This window comes from Pseudalkalibacillus sp. NRS-1564 (assembly GCF_050467905.1).
Lineage (GTDB): Bacteria > Bacillota > Bacilli > Bacillales > Guptibacillaceae > Guptibacillus > Guptibacillus hwajinpoensis_B.
This window is the reverse complement of sequence record NZ_JBITPM010000019.1, coordinates 78555-93896: the sequence shown is the minus strand read 5'-3', so window position 1 is coordinate 93896 and position 15342 is coordinate 78555. Positions and strand designations below refer to the sequence as shown.

Here is a 15342-nt window from a genome sequence, read left to right as displayed (position 1 = left end):
ATTCAACGTTGCTAAAGGAAACTCCTTCTTTTGGCCTGATTTTCTTGTCTACGGTTTTCCGATAAATCATCCAGCAACCGTTTAACAGGATAGTAAACAATAAGCAAAAAGATTCCATTTAAAAGTAATGAAGGAAGATAGCGTTTGTAGAAAAAGGAAGAGAAAGAAAGATCCGTTACATTAATAAGTGAAAATAGTTCATACACATAGAATTCCACCAATGAAACGCCCAGTAAACCGAGGATAAGCGTTGTAAACCAATTCAGGTGAAATACTTTCGATAAATAACCGATTATGTAGGCTGCAACAGACATTCCAAACATATAGACACCAACAAGATCCGTGTAGATCAAATCGTGCAATAGACCAAATACGACACCGTACACTACACCATAAGCAGGGGAGAGAATCATTCCAATCATAATCACAATCACCGTAACAAAACGTGGGATTAATTGAAATTCAAATCCAAATTGCTCAGGGGCAAACACCTGAAAAACGGTACCTTCAAGAAGAAAAAGAACAAATAGCGTTCCAATTAGAAGAAAACGCCTCATTCCTCTTCACCTTCTCCGTCATCAGGCGTAACATCCTGCGCTCCACGATCGATTACCATAACATTGTTAATATCATATAAATCGGCCGCTGGTTTCACATAAGCCGTCTGAGTCGTTCCAACGTTGTCTGTTTCAACATCTACAATTTCCCCGATGACAATACCTCGTGGAAAAATGCCTCCATTACCTGCCGTAATAACAGTTTGACCTTTTTCAACCTTTGTATCTACTGGAATTTTCGAGAACATAAGCACTTCTTTTTCAGTATCATAACCTTCTATTGTACCGAAAACGTTCTTATCTTCTTGAGTCATAGCAGCGATTCGATTCGTCCGGTCTACATCACTCACTAGCTGGACAGTCGATGAAAAAGGCTGAATGTTTTTCACTTTACCGATTAATCCATCCGGTGTGGCAACAGCCATATCCGCTTCTACCCCGTCCTGTTTACCTTTATCAATCGTTAATAAATCATTCCACCGATCTGGAGATCTTGCAATCATATTTGCGTGAAATGTTTGATAGCTAGCTAACCCAGTTGATGAATCGATGTTTAATTCGCTTTTTAAGTCTTCATTTTCCTTCTTCACTGTTTTGAGCTCTTCTGAGACAGCAACAAATTCATTAAGTCTCGATTTCAATAGCTCATTTTCTTCGTACATGTCCTTCATATCACCAATACTCTCAAATAAACCCGCTACTGAATTAGCGGGTTTATAGAAGATTGATTGAAGCCAGCCAACGGAATCTTTGAAAAATTGCTCCGGCATCGTGAGAGCATCACGTTCTTTCATAGACGTCCCAATTAACGCTACAAGAATAATGATACTGACAAGTAATACAATGAGTCGTTTATTCGAAAAAAATTGTGGCATGCCTTACACCTTCCAACTACTTCTGTTTTGAGCGGGAAGTAATACCAGCTCTAGATTTGAACAGATGAATATTTTCTAGCGCACGCCCAGTACCAATCGCTACGCACTCAAGCGGATTCTCAGCTACAATAACAGGCATTTTTGTTTCATCGCTAATCACCTGATCCAAGTTACGAAGCAATGCACCACCGCCTGTAAGAACAATTCCACGATCCATAATATCTGCTGCAAGTTCTGGCGGTGTTTTCTCAAGTGTTACTTTAACAGCTTCCATAATGCTATTAACCGTATCACGAAGAGCGCCCGACACTTCATCAGCGGATACGCTGATCGTCTTTGGAAGACCCGTTACAAGGTCACGTCCACGAATATCCATCGCTTCAATACCTTCTGTCGTTCCAGCAGATCCGATTTCAAGCTTAAGCTGTTCAGCTGTACGCTCACCAATCATTAAATTGTATGTTTTCTTCACATATTGAATGATAGACTCGTCCATCTCATCACCAGCAATGCGAATCGATTCACTTGTAACGATTCCACCTAATGAGATGATCGCAACTTCTGTTGTTCCTCCACCAATATCGACAACCATACTACCAGTTGGTTCCCAAACTGGTAGATCAGCTCCGATTGCGGCTGCAAACGGCTCTTCAATTGTATAAGGTTCACGTGCTCCAGCTTGACGAGTTGCATCTTCTACTGCTCTTTTTTCGACAGCCGTGATCCCTGAAGGTACACAAACCATCACGTTTGGCTTACGTGCGAACACAGAACGGTTTTTCTGTGCCTGTTGAATAAAATATTTTAGCATTGTAGCCGTTGTTTCAAAATCAGCAATAACGCCATCTTTCATTGGACGAAGTGCAACGATATTACCCGGTGTACGTCCAATCATGTTCTTTGCGTCGTTTCCGACTGCTTCAATAGAACCTGTATCTGTACGAAGTGCCACAACTGATGGCTCTCGAACAACAACGCCTTTTCCTTTTACATATGCCAGCGTATTAGCTGTACCTAAATCTATTCCCATATCTCTTGAAAATCCACCAAACATTTATGTTAAATCTCCCTTCAATTCAAGCAAAACTCATAAATATGATTATACTGCATCAGTATTGAAAACGGTAGTGGGAATACGTGCTATCCCACGTCCGATTTATACATACCCTTTTTCTTTTAAACTAATAAACTTCTGATCTCCGATAATAATATGATCTAGCATATCAATACCAAGCATTTTACCACATTCTGCAAGACGTTTTGTCACTTCAATATCTTCTCTGCTCGGTGTTGGATCACCGCTCGGATGATTATGAAAACAAATTAATGAAGCTGCCGACCGCCTAAATGCTTCACGAAAGACCTCACGCGGATGAACAATCGATGCGTTTAGACTTCCAACAAAGACAGTTTGACGATGCAGTACCTGATTCTTCGTATTTAAGTATAAGCAAACAAAATGTTCTTGTGATAGGAAGCGCATGTCTTCCATCACATAATTCGCACCATCTTCAGGAGAACGAATCGTATAGCGCTCTTCTAATTGAAGGCGGCTAACTCTTCTACCGAGCTCCATCGCTGCGATTAGCTGAACCGCTTTAGCAGTTCCAACGCCGTTTAGAGACGTTAACTCTTCAATACTTGCATCTTTCAGAAGTCGAAGTCCTTCAAAGTTCTGGATAATGCGATAAGAAAGCTGAAGTACTGACTCCTGCTTTGTTCCTGTCCTGAGGATAATAGCTAATAATTCTTGATTGGATAAGGTCTCAGGACCATCCTTCATCAGACGCTCTCTCGGTCGCTCTTCTTCAGGATAATCTCGAATCATTAAAGGTGTTTTCAACAACACGCTTCCTCCCTGGATTCATCTTCATGACTGACTACCGCTGAATCTCCGGAACAATTCCAAACGCACGAAGCTCTCGTAGCGTTTTCGAAATAGGAAGCCCTACCACACTATAATAATCACCATGAATTCGCTTCACAAAGGCGGCACCGAAACCCTGTATGCCATAACCTCCCGCTTTATCAAAAGGCTCTCCTGTATCCAGATAGTTCTCAATCTCCTGATCTGTTAACTCCCAGAATTCTACTTCAGTTGCTTCAAAGAATTGAGAACTTCGTTCACTGGATAGAATGGCCACACCTGAATAAACGACGTGAGATCGTCCTGATAAGGCTTTAAGCATCTGCCTCGCATGCTCGCGGCTATCAGGCTTTCCAAGGACCTCATGGTCGAGTGTAACAACCGTATCTGCACCTAGCACGACAGCATCTGAAGTATTTGTATACACTTCATTTGCTTTCCCTAAGGCAAGCTGTTTCACAAGTTCTGAAGGTGGGACAGATTGAGAGAGATGCTCTTCAAAGCGGCTAACGATAATCTCAAATTGGAGATTCATTTGATCTAGAAGTTCTTTTCTTCGTGGAGACCCTGAGGCTAAGACGAGGCGCTTCATTTTACCACCCTTTTTGTAAGTGATTCATAAGTGGGAAAAGGGCTTGATAACAGCTTATCAAATCCCTTTTCTTTCCACAATTTAATTTTCTAACGTTCCTCTACATTTTTCGTTTTCTTTCGTTTCTGTATGTGCATACAGTTTAAATTTGTTTAATCTTATTTTAATTCGTTAAGAAAAAGTCATTAGGGAGGGTCGCTCCCAATACTCATATCGTACCGTTAATTGAGAATCTCCGCAAATAACTGATTATTTCAACCTTTCCACTACATTTTGAAATGCTACCATCCCGTCTAATAAATGCTGCTGAGCAACCCATAAAGACGGTACTGTTTCGTCAGAAGCGTACATTTCAAGTTCCTCCAAAGCACTGTTCAGACTTTGTTCAAGCTCTTTCCCGCCGATTTTATCCCACTCTTTTCTCCCCGAGCCACTCTCATTCCAGGCTTCAACTTCTTTTTTTATGTCACTCATTTCAGCTTCTTTCAGCTTTCCATCAGATAATGCGACAAGATCTAGCGTCGTTAATTTTTCGAGCAACGCTTTACCTTCCTTCATCTGACCCGCCATTTCGTCACTCACAGATGCTTTCTGACCATCAATCGACCACACCTTCTTATAGACATCCTGTCCTTTTCCTTCATAATAAGCTCCAAGTGCATCCTGTCCTTCAGCAGAAGGAGATACACCTATAAACAAATAGTATTTCTCTCCTTTAAAAATAGCTGCCGGAAATCCATTCTCTTTTAACTTGTCTTGAAACTCCTTCGCAGACTCCTCTGTTTCATAAGCTCCAGATTGAACTACGTGAAAATCTAATGATAAGTCCAAATCCGTGGTCGTTGTAGCTACTTCTTCATATCCATCATCTATCGTCGCCACGCTATCCCCACTGAATACCATTAATAAACCAAATCCAAATAAAATCCCAAGAATAATAGCAAAAGCAGCGGAAGCCACCACTTTCTTTTGTAGTGTAATAATAGGTTTCTTATTAACTAAGTGTTTTTTCTTTTTGCGTCCAACTGGGAGCCTTGGACTTTTCTTTTCATAAAAAGCTCCAGCTTTTTTTTGAATGTGCCTCTTTTTAAGTTCTATTATTTTCCTCGAATCACGCCGTTCGGGTAAAATCCACTCAAATTCCTTCTCCTCAGCTGCTGCGCTTTCTTCTTTATGTGTTTCGGGAGGCTCGCTTTTCTCTTCATCATTTAATCGAATTGAAATCGTCCGTCTCTCCTTATCCATAATCATCCTCCTCGGTACCGGCTTGTACTACAGTCTATGAATTCTGACGAAATACTAGAACTGAAAATACTAGAGTAGATCAGGATACTTCAGACGATAAAAAGAAGCCTCCGTTAACTGACAAAGGCTCCTTCCACTTGCTATATCACTTCTCATTATAAAAACATCATTACTCCGAAGCTTCTTCTTTATCAACCTTTTCATACAATGGATTGTCTTTATCTGCAGATTCTGGAAAATCAATCGATGGCGTTTGCTCTGCTAGATCCGTTAAGGTTGGAATGTAAAAAGTAGCTACATCAGCCGTATATATTAACTCATTTTTCTCAGCTTCATCTAGCAACACAGCATCCGTTTCACTAATCTACTTATAACCAAAACAAAATTCAGAAAAAGAAACGTTATGATCGCCTCAATTTAAAGTTACAAGTAGCCTCTAATGTCATCTTTAGAAATGGCCCGCCGAATCTTCTCATGACAGAGAGCAAGAAAGGCATCAGGCACAAGAAAAAAAACCGCTTCCCTTTAATACCCCACTCTTCTAAAATCACGAAGAGCGTATCACACTCCATAATTTTCCGTCCTTAACAAACCCTTCAGGTATAAATCGTTCCTGATAAGAACGAATCCCCATCGTAGAAGGCGCGAGCTCTACCACCCGAATCACATGATCATGCAGAATCAAACTAATCTGCTTTGTTTTTGGCTTGAAATTAAAAAGTCCTATCGTTTATTCCCTCCATCATGAAAGAAAACTAAAATACCAGCGCAAAATTTGTTCGCCATAAAAATGCGTTATGATTGCCCCTAGCGCTATCGATGGCCCAAACGGAATGTGCTGCTTTCGCTTTACTCTCCCAGTCGATAGCGCTGTTACGCCAATGATCGTGCCACATAAAGTAGAAAAGAAAAACACAAGAAGTAATTCCTGATAACCAAATACGAAGCCTAGTACCGCAAATAATTTAATGTCACCGCCCCCCATTCCCCCTTTACTAATAACAGCAATGAGAAGGAGTAATAAAAATCCTCCAGCCGCTCCAATAAAAGGGCTATACCACGGATCCATTGGAACAAGGATTCGACCAACAATAAAGTAAGCAGCAAAAAAGAGAAGAATACGATCTGGAATAAGCATATAGGTGATATCTGAAACAAAAATAATCACAAGAAGCGAAATCAATCCATAAGAAATGATCAATTCTTTTGACCATCCCACTAAAAACGGTGCAATCGTAAAAAGAAGTGCCGTAGCGAATTCAACACTGGCGTAAATAGGTGAAATGCGTGACGCACAGCCTTTGCATTTCCCGCGCTGGAATAAATATGAGAAAACCGGCACAAGCTCAAGCGGTGAAAGCTCTCGTTCACATGTTGGACAGGATGAGCGAGGGGCCACAATCGATCGTTTGACAGGCACCCGCAGACCTACGACATTATAAAAAGACCCAAGCGCAAGCCCAACTAGAAATAAATAACTATGTAAAATGCCCCCCATATGTTCCCCCCTCTTCGAAAGAGTTTAGTAGGTTAAGAAAAACGGTATGTATATAAAGTGATTTCAGGATTAATAGTTGTTTTAATGCTATTAAAGTGAAACGAAAATCATCTTACCCATATATCAACAAATATCAGAAATGCGGTTATGGCTATTTCCAACAAAGAAATTTTCAAGAAAATGTACCCCATCGACTACAAATCACTTACCAGCCAATGATACGCAGAATATCTCCCTACTTCAAGACCGTACAACCCTGTGTTTTAAGTAAATTGTTGGACCCGTTCCAGTTGAACGTTCCAAAAGGAATTCTTATAAAACCCCCGTTCTTTACAATTTGTGAAGAACGGGGGTTTTCTTATTTATCCAACATAGCTCGCAACACGGTTTCGCCCCTGCCGCTTTGCTCCAGTGTACATCGCTCGATCCGCGTTTCGTATCAACGTTTGCGCATCCTCTCCCTGATCAGGAGCCGTGGCCACACCAATACTAGCCGTTACGTAAATAACCTGGCGATTGCCGTTATCGAGATCATTATAAATTTCAAATGGACGATCCGCGATCGAACATCGTAAATCTTCTGCTACTTGAACACTCTTCTTATGAGAATGATTTTCTAGCAAAACGACAAACTCTTCTCCACCAAATCTTGCAACGGTGCCTCTGCCTCCAATTTCTTCTTCAAGTCGATTTGCTACCCCACAAAGCACTTCATTTCCACTATGATGACCAAACGTGTCATTCACTTTCTTGAAATGATCCAGGTCGAGCAGAATGATAGAGAACGGATCAGGCGTTTTGTCAAAACGCTTGTATTTCTCATCCAATAACTCCCCAAAAAACCTGAAGTTGTATAAATTCGTTAATGGACATCGTTCACTTCGCCTTTTCGTCTCTTCATAATGCCTAGCATTATCAACAGCAACGGCTAAATAGTTAGCTAGTATTTGCAGGACAAGAATGTGATGTTTCTCATAAGAACGGACGCGGTCTGAAGCAAGAGTAATGATGCCTACAACATTTTTATTCCGCTTCATTGGGACGGAGATTACTGAGTTGGCAGCATCAGAAAGCACACCTTCCGTAAGATTCTTCCACTGAGACCTCTTCGTATACAAGCGGCTTCGTCCGCTTCGCCACACCCTTGAACTGATACCTTCCTGGTATAGGTTACTTTCTTCTTTTGAAACGATGCCACGCTCATTCTCATATCGTTTAATAACCGTTAGTCGCTTCACATGTTCGGCATCCATAATATAAGCATAATCCACAAGAAACATATCTTTCACTTCATTTAAGAAGACATTTAATATTTCATCAGTATCGAGAGATTGTGTGATTTGCTGTCCTATTTCACTTGTCTGCTGAAGAAGATTATTTACTTTTTGGCTGGAATAATAGAGCCTGAGCATAAGAGAAGCCAGTATAAATGGTACGCCTACAAAGAAAATAGCGACTGTACCTAGATATGTATGTAGCATATATAGTAAGAAGCCAACAGGAAGAGTCACCCCAGTTGATATCGCTTCCCAGAGCATATCTTTACCAAAAAATTTAGTATCAGCTTCTTTGTAAATATAAATTTTTAAAAAATGTAGGAGAATTTGATTTACAACTATAAGCGATAAGATGTATGCAATTGAAGGAACGAGCTGCGTAATCGCATCACCAGAGAATTCACCTACTGAACCACCGAGTAAATAGAAAAGTCCTCCGGAAACGAGTGAAACAAGCATAAACATCAGCATGTTAACAGGATAACGATGACTATCTTTTTTTGTGACACGTAAGTTTAAAAGAAAAACGAGTATCGCTAACTGAGTTAAGATCATTTCGACAAATAGACCATACCTTAAGAACACAGCAAGCGAGATCCCCTGGATAAAAAAAAGGTCAGTCCCCTTTACATTAATTGGCATCATAGCAACAACAGCAAGAAGCACAAACAATGCAAGAACATCTGCCCAATTTCCTGATAATACAGGAGGAAAGAAATAGAACGTTGCAAAAATGAGTAGTGGCCAGAACAAAAGCCATACCAACCAAACTTTACGTTTCATTAATGCAGTCAATTGTTTCCCCCTCCATCTTCCAAACTCAGGAAGAATATTTTTCCATATTAATGTGGTTAAGTTCTATTTTAGCAAAAAATGGCGAAAAAGTCCTAGCTTTTTCTATAAAATTCTAATTTTTTAGAAAACGGCGAACTTCAGAGACAAAGTAAAGAGAGCCCGTTATCAGAAGCAGGTCATTTTCAATCATCTCATCCATCATCACCTGGATGGCTTTCCGCCAGTTTTCCTCATATCTCTTATTAGCAAAAGTCGCTTTATTCGACAACTCCTCACCTGATATAGCTCTTGGAAATTCAAAGGTAGTAAACGAAATAGTCTCAATTAGAGGATAAAGTGGTTTTAGCATCGATTCAATATCTTTATCACCAAGAGCACTAAAGATAACATGTATGCGTGTCTCAGGGTAATGCTGCTTAAGCGTGTTAGCAAGACTTTCGACACCTTCCGGATTGTGCGCACCGTCCACAACAATAGTCGGATTTGAACGAAGCTGTTCAAATCGACCTGGCCACGTTGCTCTCTCCAGTCCGCGCTGAATCATATCCTGTTCAATATGTAGACCATAGAAAACACGTAAATATTCAAGTGTCATAAGCGCTGCGCCTGCATTTTTTACCTGGTGCTCACCCTTCATCTGAATGTGTAGATCTTCTAGTTTACGGTAAGGTGATTGAAAAGAAAAACGCTCCCCTTCCTTATCACTCATTTGCTCCTTAACAGAAAACTCTTCATTCAATCGATAAATTTTCGTCTTTTTCGATTTGGTCGTTTCATGTAAAAGAGTGAGCACCTCTTCTTTTTCAGCAGTTGTCACAAGAGGAACCCCTGACTTAATGATCCCCGCTTTTTCATAAGCAATTTGCTTAATATCACTCCCAAGGATGTGCGTATGATCGTATCCGACATTTGTAATCACACTTACAAGCGGGTGAATAATATTGGTTGAATCAAATCGTCCGCCAAGACCAACTTCCATCAAAACAAGGTCTGGATAGGCAATTGTCCCAAAATATAAGAGAGCGATAACCGTAATCACTTCAAATTCAGTTGGTGACCCAAGCGGAGAGACAGCAGCCATCTCAACAAGAGGCTGAACACGATTGCATAGAGCAACTAAGTCTTCTTCATTAATCGGTTGTCCATTAATAGCGATTCGTTCGCTAAACGATTCAATATAAGGAGAAGTAAAGCTTCCTACTTCATATCCTGACTCTTCGAGCACCGTCCGCAAGTACGTAACGGTTGATCCTTTTCCGTTCGTTCCGCCAACGTGTACCGTTTTTAACCGTCTTTCTGGATGATCGAGCTGATCCAGCATCCATTCCATACGCTCTAAACCTGGTTTTATGCCATGATTTAATAAACTATGAATCCAACTCACCGCTTCGTCATATGAGTGAAACATGCGTCCCGCTCCTTCCTTAAAAGAAGACGAATCTCTAAAAGAGATTCGTCATTTTCTTATTTTTTTAGTTCGTTTATACGAGCTTCTACGTTGCTTCGTCTCTCAAGATAATCCTTTTCTTTCGCTCGTTCTTCTTCGACGACTTTCTCAGGAGCTTTGCTAATAAAGCGTTCATTAGCGAGCTTCTTCTGAACACGATCAACTTCAGAATCTAGCTTCTTCATTTCTCCTTTTAGACGCTCGATTTCTTCATCAATATTGATTAACCCTTCAAGCGGCAAGAATAATTCAGCTCCAGATACAACAGCCGTCATCGATTTTTCCGGTGCCTGAAGTTCCGCTGAAATAGTCAAGGTTTCTGGGTTACAGAAGCGTTCGATGTATTGACTATTTTGCTCAAGCTGTTTCTGAGTATCAGCTGATTTCGGCTTAATACGAAGTTCAATCGGCTTGCTTGGTGCCACATTCATTTCAGCTCGAATGTTACGTACTGAACGAATAACTTCCGTTAGAAGCGCCATATCAGCAGCAGCTTCTTGGAAGTGAAGTTCTTCGTTCTTTACTGGCCAGCTTGCAACGGTAATCGATTCACCTTCATGAGGAAGGTGTTGCCAGATTTCTTCAGTAAGATAAGGCATGAATGGATGCAGAAGACGCATCGTTTGATCAAGTACATAAGCTAGAACAGAACGAGTTGTTTTCTTAGCTACTTCGTCTTCACCATAGAGCGGTAGTTTAGCCATTTCAATATACCAATCACAGAAGTCATCCCAGATAAAGTTGTAAAGGTAGCGACCCACTTCACCAAACTCATAGTTATTAATCAGGCGCGTCACTTGTTCAATCGTATCGTTTAAGCGAGTTAAAATCCATTTATCAGCTGTCGATTTTTCACCTGTTAAATCAAGTTCTTCATACGTCATGCCATCCATATTCATTAAAGCAAAACGAGAAGCGTTCCAAATTTTATTAGCAAAGTTCCACGTAGACTCTACCTTTTCCCAATAGAAACGGAGATCCTGACCTGGTGATGAGCCAGTGGATAGGAAGAAACGAAGGGAATCAGCACCGTACTTCTCAATGACATCCATTGGATCGACACCGTTACCGAGCGATTTACTCATCTTACGTCCTTCAGAATCACGTACAAGTCCATGAATGAGGACGTCGTTAAACGGGCGCTGCTCTGTAAATTCAATACCCTGGAAGATCATACGAGCTACCCAGAAATAAATAATGTCATAACCCGTTACTAGAACGTTTGTTGGGTAGAAACGGTTAAAGTCTTCAGCGTCTTCGTTTGGCCATCCCATTGTAGAAAAAGGCCAAAGCGCTGAACTAAACCACGTATCTAGAACATCAACGTCTTGCTCCCAGTTTTCAATATCAGCTGGCTCTTCCAGTCCAACGTGGATCTCTCCAGTTTCTTTATGATGCCACGCCGGAATACGATGCCCCCACCAAAGCTGTCTTGAAATACACCAGTCACGAATGTTCTCAATCCAATTTAAATACGTTTTTTCAAAACGCTCAGGTACAAAGTTCACTTTGTCGTCTGACTTCTGAAGAGCAATCGCCTGCTCAGCAAGAGGCCCCATTTTAACAAACCACTGTGTTGAAAGATAAGGTTCGACAACAGCACCGCTTCGCTCAGAATGACCTACGGAATGAACGTGCTCTTCAATGTTAAATAAGATTCCTTTATCCTGTAAATCTTTCACAAGTTTCTTACGGCATTCAAATCGGTCCATGCCCTTGTACTCTCCGGCATTCTCATTCATTGACCCATCTTCATTCATTACGAGAATGCGCTCAAGGTTATGACGGTTACCAATTTCGAAGTCATTCGGATCGTGAGCTGGAGTGATTTTCACAGCGCCTGAACCAAATTCCATATCAACGTAATCATCCGCAACAATTTCAATTTCACGACCTACAATTGGCAAAATCGCTTTCTTGCCAACTAGGTGCTTGTAGCGCTCATCTTTTGGATGAACCGCAATACCTGAGTCACCTAGCATTGTTTCAGGACGCGTTGTTGCAATTTCGATATGTCCTGAGCCATCTGCAAGAGGATAGCGCATATGATAGAAGTGACCAGTTACTTCCTGGTGAATAACTTCAATATCTGAAAGGGCCGTTTTTGTTTGTGGGTCCCAGTTGATAATATATTCACCGCGATAAATTAAGCCCTTCTCATATAGCTTCACAAATACTTCACGTACTGCATCAGAAAGACCGTTATCAAGTGTAAAACGCTCTCTTGAATAATCTAGAGAAAGACCAAGCTTCGCCCACTGGCTACGAATAAAATCCGCATACTCTTCTTTCCATTCCCACGACTTCTCTAGGAACTTCTCTCGGCCAAGGTCATAGCGCGAGGTACCTTCTTCGCGGAGCTTCCCTTCAACTTTTGCCTGTGTCGCAATCCCAGCATGGTCCATTCCTGGAAGCCAGAGAACATCATATCCCTGCATACGCTTTACACGCGATAGAATATCTTGAAGCGTTGTATCCCAAGCATGCCCGAGGTGTAGTTTACCTGTAACGTTCGGCGGGGGGATTACAATTGTATAAGGTTCTTTATCTTTATCACCTGTTGCCTCAAAAAATTTGCCATCTACCCAATACGGGTACCATTTCTGCTCTGTTGCCTTCGGGTCGTACTTCGTCGGCATCGTTAGCTCTTTATTCGCCATTGTCACTCTTCCTTTCCATTCAATAAGTCTCAGGACATTTCTTCGGCTTTCCTTGTTCTCTTTCCACGAAGGTGTAAGCTTTTTAGACAACAAAAAAACTTCCTCCATCCTTAGGAAAAGGACGAAAGAAGTATTTTCGCGGTACCACCTTTATTTACAGCTAAATAAACGTTAGCTGTACGCTTCATTCGAATAACGGGATTACCGGATTCTCCTACTACTCGTTCAGAGAAACAGCTCAAGGGCGACTTCGAATGCTACGATCCTGAGAAATCTTTCAGCAAATGACTTCTCTCTCTGAAGGGTTCACATTCTACTACTCCCTATCTTTGCCTGTCGACTATTTGTATCACTAAGTTTACCTTTTTGATTCGAGATCGTCAAGATCATAAGAGCCCTTTTTCTTAGCTTAGCCAGTTCGCTCCCGCCTTAATCACCCAATTCCAACTTCCCACATAGTCTATTTGTAACAATAGCTGAAAACAAAGGGGAATACCTGATATGAAAAAACGGTTTGGTGGAATGAATCGCTTTCAGATCCCACCCTCGTTATATAAGTTCAGAGATATTTGCGCTCAGTTCGTACCTCTGTTTATTGTGTTTCAAACGATCCGAACAATCCTTTTTCCAACATCTATAGATGTACTCATATTAATAATCCTTGTTGCCTTAGAAGTGTGCTTTTACTTTGAATGGATCTAGAAGCTTTCTAGAACGTTATTTATCCCATTCATCACTTCTATTTTTTTCGTAAATAGGCGGACATGCTTAATATGTGGCCATTGTTGTCGGTTTTCATTAAATAATGACACGCTATTAAAAACCGACTCTGGAAAATATAAATAGCTTGCAAGAAGCTCCTTTTCCTCATCATTAAGAGAAAATTGGGCTTCATATCTGGCAAGATGAGCAGTTGTGGCAGCAGGGTTGAATTGAAAAGGTTGAATAGATGAGCGAATAAAATAAGCAACATCCCTTATAGGAGTATCGCTAACTGACTTTTCGAAATTAATGAAATACCCTCTCCCCCCGCTTGATACATAATGAGAAGGAGAGCATTTTCCGTGACAGAGAACACTTCGATACCGTTTTGTTTCCAGAATTTGCTCATACCAGTCATCTAATCTTCTTTTCGCGAGCTCACAATACCTCATCAGCATGTGAAAATGTGATACAAAGGTAAGCTCAAATGGCGAAAGATAAATGCGTTTTTCAATTTGACTTACGTATTTCTCCATTTCAAATTGTCTACTTTCTCTTAATAAAACCATTTTCTGATACGACTGTTTGATCACTTCTTCAGAAAAAGCTTGCTCTTTAGCAGTATAGCCATGTAATTCAGCTAGGTTATGAACGAGAAGCTCATTTTTCTGAGCAGGACTTGTTTCCCTTTCATCTACCCATGGCGTTAAATAAACGATGTTGTTCCCTTGATAAACGAAGGAATCCCCATACTTTGTTCGAACAAGCGGTACATAACCTTCGAATTTCAGCTGTTTAAACCGCTCCTCTAGATAAAGCATACGATCCATCTGTTCTTTACTAAGCTTCGTTTTTTTAAAGCAAACGTGCCTCTCTCTGTTTCGATCTTTGTGATTTTCCCCATTTGTACAACCCGTTCAGGATATAAATCATATTGAAATAAGAGTGCTGGATCGCTCATTAGAAGGTAACCCTCCTATCTGAAAGGGAGAGCTCAAGTTCCCTTAACATATCTCTATTTGCTTCCCACTTATCAATAAACTCTTTCATGACCTGATCAGGGTCATTCATATTCGATTGCAATGCCTGAATACACTCCTGCCACTCCCATGGAGCAAAAATAGCCTGAATAAGTCTGTGTTTCATATCGTCTTCCACGCCATTCACTAACGCTTCAAAGCATTTTACAAAATGATGGGAGTTTTTAAGAGCATACCAGGATTGAACTTCTTTCCTAATAACTTCGGAAGCAGAAACAGGTGATTCGTCGCTACTTTCAAAGTAGATTTGGCCTAAAACCTCTTTTAAAACTTGGTGAGTAAATGGAATGAATGGAAGCGAATAACACACCTCAAAATTCAGACGCTTTTTCACTTCTGGAATAAGGTTAACAAGTAACAAGTATTGTTCCTTATACGTTAATTTTATAGATGATAACTCTTCTAACGTCTTACGATAAGGGAAATCTAATGTAAGAGTAGCCTTCTCATCTCCGGTACTTAGTAGTGTCGCAAGTAAATATCCTTTCATTTCAGGAACGACGTCCAATGGGTAAACTTCTTCTACATGATCATGTATAGTCAAATAATCGTTTTCTATTCGGATAAATCCTTTCCCTTCACTTGTTCGAATCATTCGATTACAAAGAAGTCCATGTTGAGAAAAAAGACGGTCACGGAAGTTGAGATGATACTCAAGCAAATCCCGATCCCGCCAGTATGATAGTTTTCTTTTACCTAAATGGGTCATGATCAATTGTGGTTTCTCTAACCATTGGACAACTTTTAGATCATACTTCTCTTCAATGATCGCTACGAGATCCATTTC

The 15342-nt window shown here is 40.6% G+C and carries 14 protein-coding genes and 1 other annotated feature; all 14 genes read right to left on the bottom strand.

The window, feature by feature from the left end:
* Positions 1-11 precede the first annotated feature (11 nt).
* The 14 genes from mreD to ACIFPW_RS10340 all read right to left on the bottom strand — a co-directional run bounded on the left by mreD (position 12) and on the right by ACIFPW_RS10340 (position 15339).
* Positions 12-557, bottom strand: coding sequence for a rod shape-determining protein MreD (mreD, locus tag ACIFPW_RS10405; RefSeq protein ID WP_430244027.1), 546 nt, complete (start codon positions 555-557; stop codon positions 12-14).
* Positions 554-1432 carry a rod shape-determining protein MreC gene (mreC, locus tag ACIFPW_RS10400; RefSeq protein ID WP_430244025.1) on the bottom strand — a complete coding sequence of 293 codons (879 nt, stop codon included), beginning with the start codon at positions 1430-1432 and terminating at the stop codon, positions 554-556. Before mreC ends, mreD begins: the two co-directional genes overlap by 4 nt.
* Before the next feature lie 16 nt (positions 1433-1448).
* Positions 1449-2486 (bottom strand): rod shape-determining protein, encoded by a 1038-nt coding sequence (locus ACIFPW_RS10395; RefSeq protein ID WP_194219395.1) that lies wholly within the window; start codon positions 2484-2486, stop codon positions 1449-1451.
* A 102-nt stretch (positions 2487-2588) separates the two neighbouring features.
* Positions 2589-3260 (bottom strand): RadC family protein, encoded by a 672-nt coding sequence (gene radC / locus ACIFPW_RS10390; RefSeq protein ID WP_194219641.1) that lies wholly within the window; start codon positions 3258-3260, stop codon positions 2589-2591.
* Positions 3261-3312: 52 nt separating this feature from the next.
* On the bottom strand, positions 3313-3891 hold the full coding sequence (locus ACIFPW_RS10385) for a Maf family protein (protein ID WP_430244024.1): 579 nt from the start codon (positions 3889-3891) through the stop codon (positions 3313-3315).
* Between the two features lie 249 nt (positions 3892-4140).
* The gene (locus tag ACIFPW_RS10380; protein ID WP_430244022.1) at positions 4141-5136 is read right to left on the bottom strand and encodes an SPOR domain-containing protein; all 996 of its coding nucleotides are present in this window, start codon (positions 5134-5136) and stop codon (positions 4141-4143) included.
* Between the two features lie 169 nt (positions 5137-5305).
* Positions 5306-5479, bottom strand: a complete 174-nt coding sequence (locus ACIFPW_RS10375; protein ID WP_430244019.1) for a hypothetical protein — start codon at positions 5477-5479, stop codon at positions 5306-5308.
* A 399-nt stretch (positions 5480-5878) separates the two neighbouring features.
* Positions 5879-6634, bottom strand: coding sequence for a prepilin peptidase (locus ACIFPW_RS10370; RefSeq protein WP_430244017.1), 756 nt, complete (start codon positions 6632-6634; stop codon positions 5879-5881).
* 362 nt (positions 6635-6996) lie between these two features.
* A complete protein-coding gene (locus ACIFPW_RS10365; protein ID WP_430244015.1) occupies positions 6997-8706 on the bottom strand; it encodes a sensor domain-containing diguanylate cyclase in 1710 nt (569 codons plus the stop codon).
* A gap of 112 nt (positions 8707-8818) precedes the next feature.
* Entirely contained in the window at positions 8819-10114 is a 1296-nt protein-coding gene (locus tag ACIFPW_RS10360; RefSeq protein WP_430244013.1) for a bifunctional folylpolyglutamate synthase/dihydrofolate synthase, read from the bottom strand.
* A gap of 56 nt (positions 10115-10170) precedes the next feature.
* A complete protein-coding gene (locus ACIFPW_RS10355) occupies positions 10171-12813 on the bottom strand; it encodes a valine--tRNA ligase (protein WP_430244348.1) in 2643 nt (880 codons plus the stop codon).
* A 114-nt stretch (positions 12814-12927) separates the two neighbouring features.
* Positions 12928-13152, bottom strand: a binding site (T-box leader).
* 359 nt (positions 13153-13511) lie between these two features.
* On the bottom strand, positions 13512-14336 hold the full coding sequence (locus ACIFPW_RS10350) for a hypothetical protein (protein ID WP_430244011.1): 825 nt from the start codon (positions 14334-14336) through the stop codon (positions 13512-13514).
* Complete coding sequence (locus tag ACIFPW_RS10345) at positions 14324-14476, bottom strand: hypothetical protein (RefSeq protein ID WP_430244010.1); 153 nt, start codon at positions 14474-14476, stop codon at positions 14324-14326. Before ACIFPW_RS10345 ends, ACIFPW_RS10350 begins: the two co-directional genes overlap by 13 nt.
* Complete coding sequence (locus ACIFPW_RS10340; RefSeq protein WP_430244008.1) at positions 14476-15339, bottom strand: hypothetical protein; 864 nt, start codon at positions 15337-15339, stop codon at positions 14476-14478. The genes ACIFPW_RS10345 and ACIFPW_RS10340 overlap by 1 nt, the downstream gene beginning before the upstream one ends.
* Positions 15340-15342 lie beyond the last annotated feature (3 nt).

Excerpts from the sequence above, each read along its gene's own strand:
- mreD (WP_430244027.1), bottom strand. The coding sequence starts at position 557 with ATGAGGCGTTTTCTTCTAATTGGAACGCTATTTGTTCTTTTTCTTCTT.
- mreC (WP_430244025.1), bottom strand. The coding sequence starts at position 1,432 with ATGCCACAATTTTTTTCGAATAAACGACTCATTGTATTACTTGTCAGT.
- ACIFPW_RS10395 (WP_194219395.1), bottom strand. The coding sequence starts at position 2,486 with ATGTTTGGTGGATTTTCAAGAGATATGGGAATAGATTTAGGTACAGCT.
- radC (WP_194219641.1), bottom strand. The coding sequence starts at position 3,260 with ATGATTCGAGATTATCCTGAAGAAGAGCGACCGAGAGAGCGTCTGATG.
- ACIFPW_RS10385 (WP_430244024.1), bottom strand. The coding sequence starts at position 3,891 with ATGAAGCGCCTCGTCTTAGCCTCAGGGTCTCCACGAAGAAAAGAACTT.
- ACIFPW_RS10380 (WP_430244022.1), bottom strand. The coding sequence starts at position 5,136 with ATGGATAAGGAGAGACGGACGATTTCAATTCGATTAAATGATGAAGAG.
- ACIFPW_RS10370 (WP_430244017.1), bottom strand. The coding sequence starts at position 6,634 with ATGGGGGGCATTTTACATAGTTATTTATTTCTAGTTGGGCTTGCGCTT.
- ACIFPW_RS10360 (WP_430244013.1), bottom strand. The coding sequence starts at position 10,114 with ATGTTTCACTCATATGACGAAGCGGTGAGTTGGATTCATAGTTTATTA.
- ACIFPW_RS10355 (WP_430244348.1), bottom strand. The coding sequence starts at position 12,813 with ATGGCGAATAAAGAGCTAACGATGCCGACGAAGTACGACCCGAAGGCA.
- ACIFPW_RS10350 (WP_430244011.1), bottom strand. The coding sequence starts at position 14,336 with ATGCTTTATCTAGAGGAGCGGTTTAAACAGCTGAAATTCGAAGGTTAT.
- ACIFPW_RS10345 (WP_430244010.1), bottom strand. The coding sequence starts at position 14,476 with ATGAGCGATCCAGCACTCTTATTTCAATATGATTTATATCCTGAACGG.
- ACIFPW_RS10340 (WP_430244008.1), bottom strand. The coding sequence starts at position 15,339 with ATGGATCTCGTAGCGATCATTGAAGAGAAGTATGATCTAAAAGTTGTC.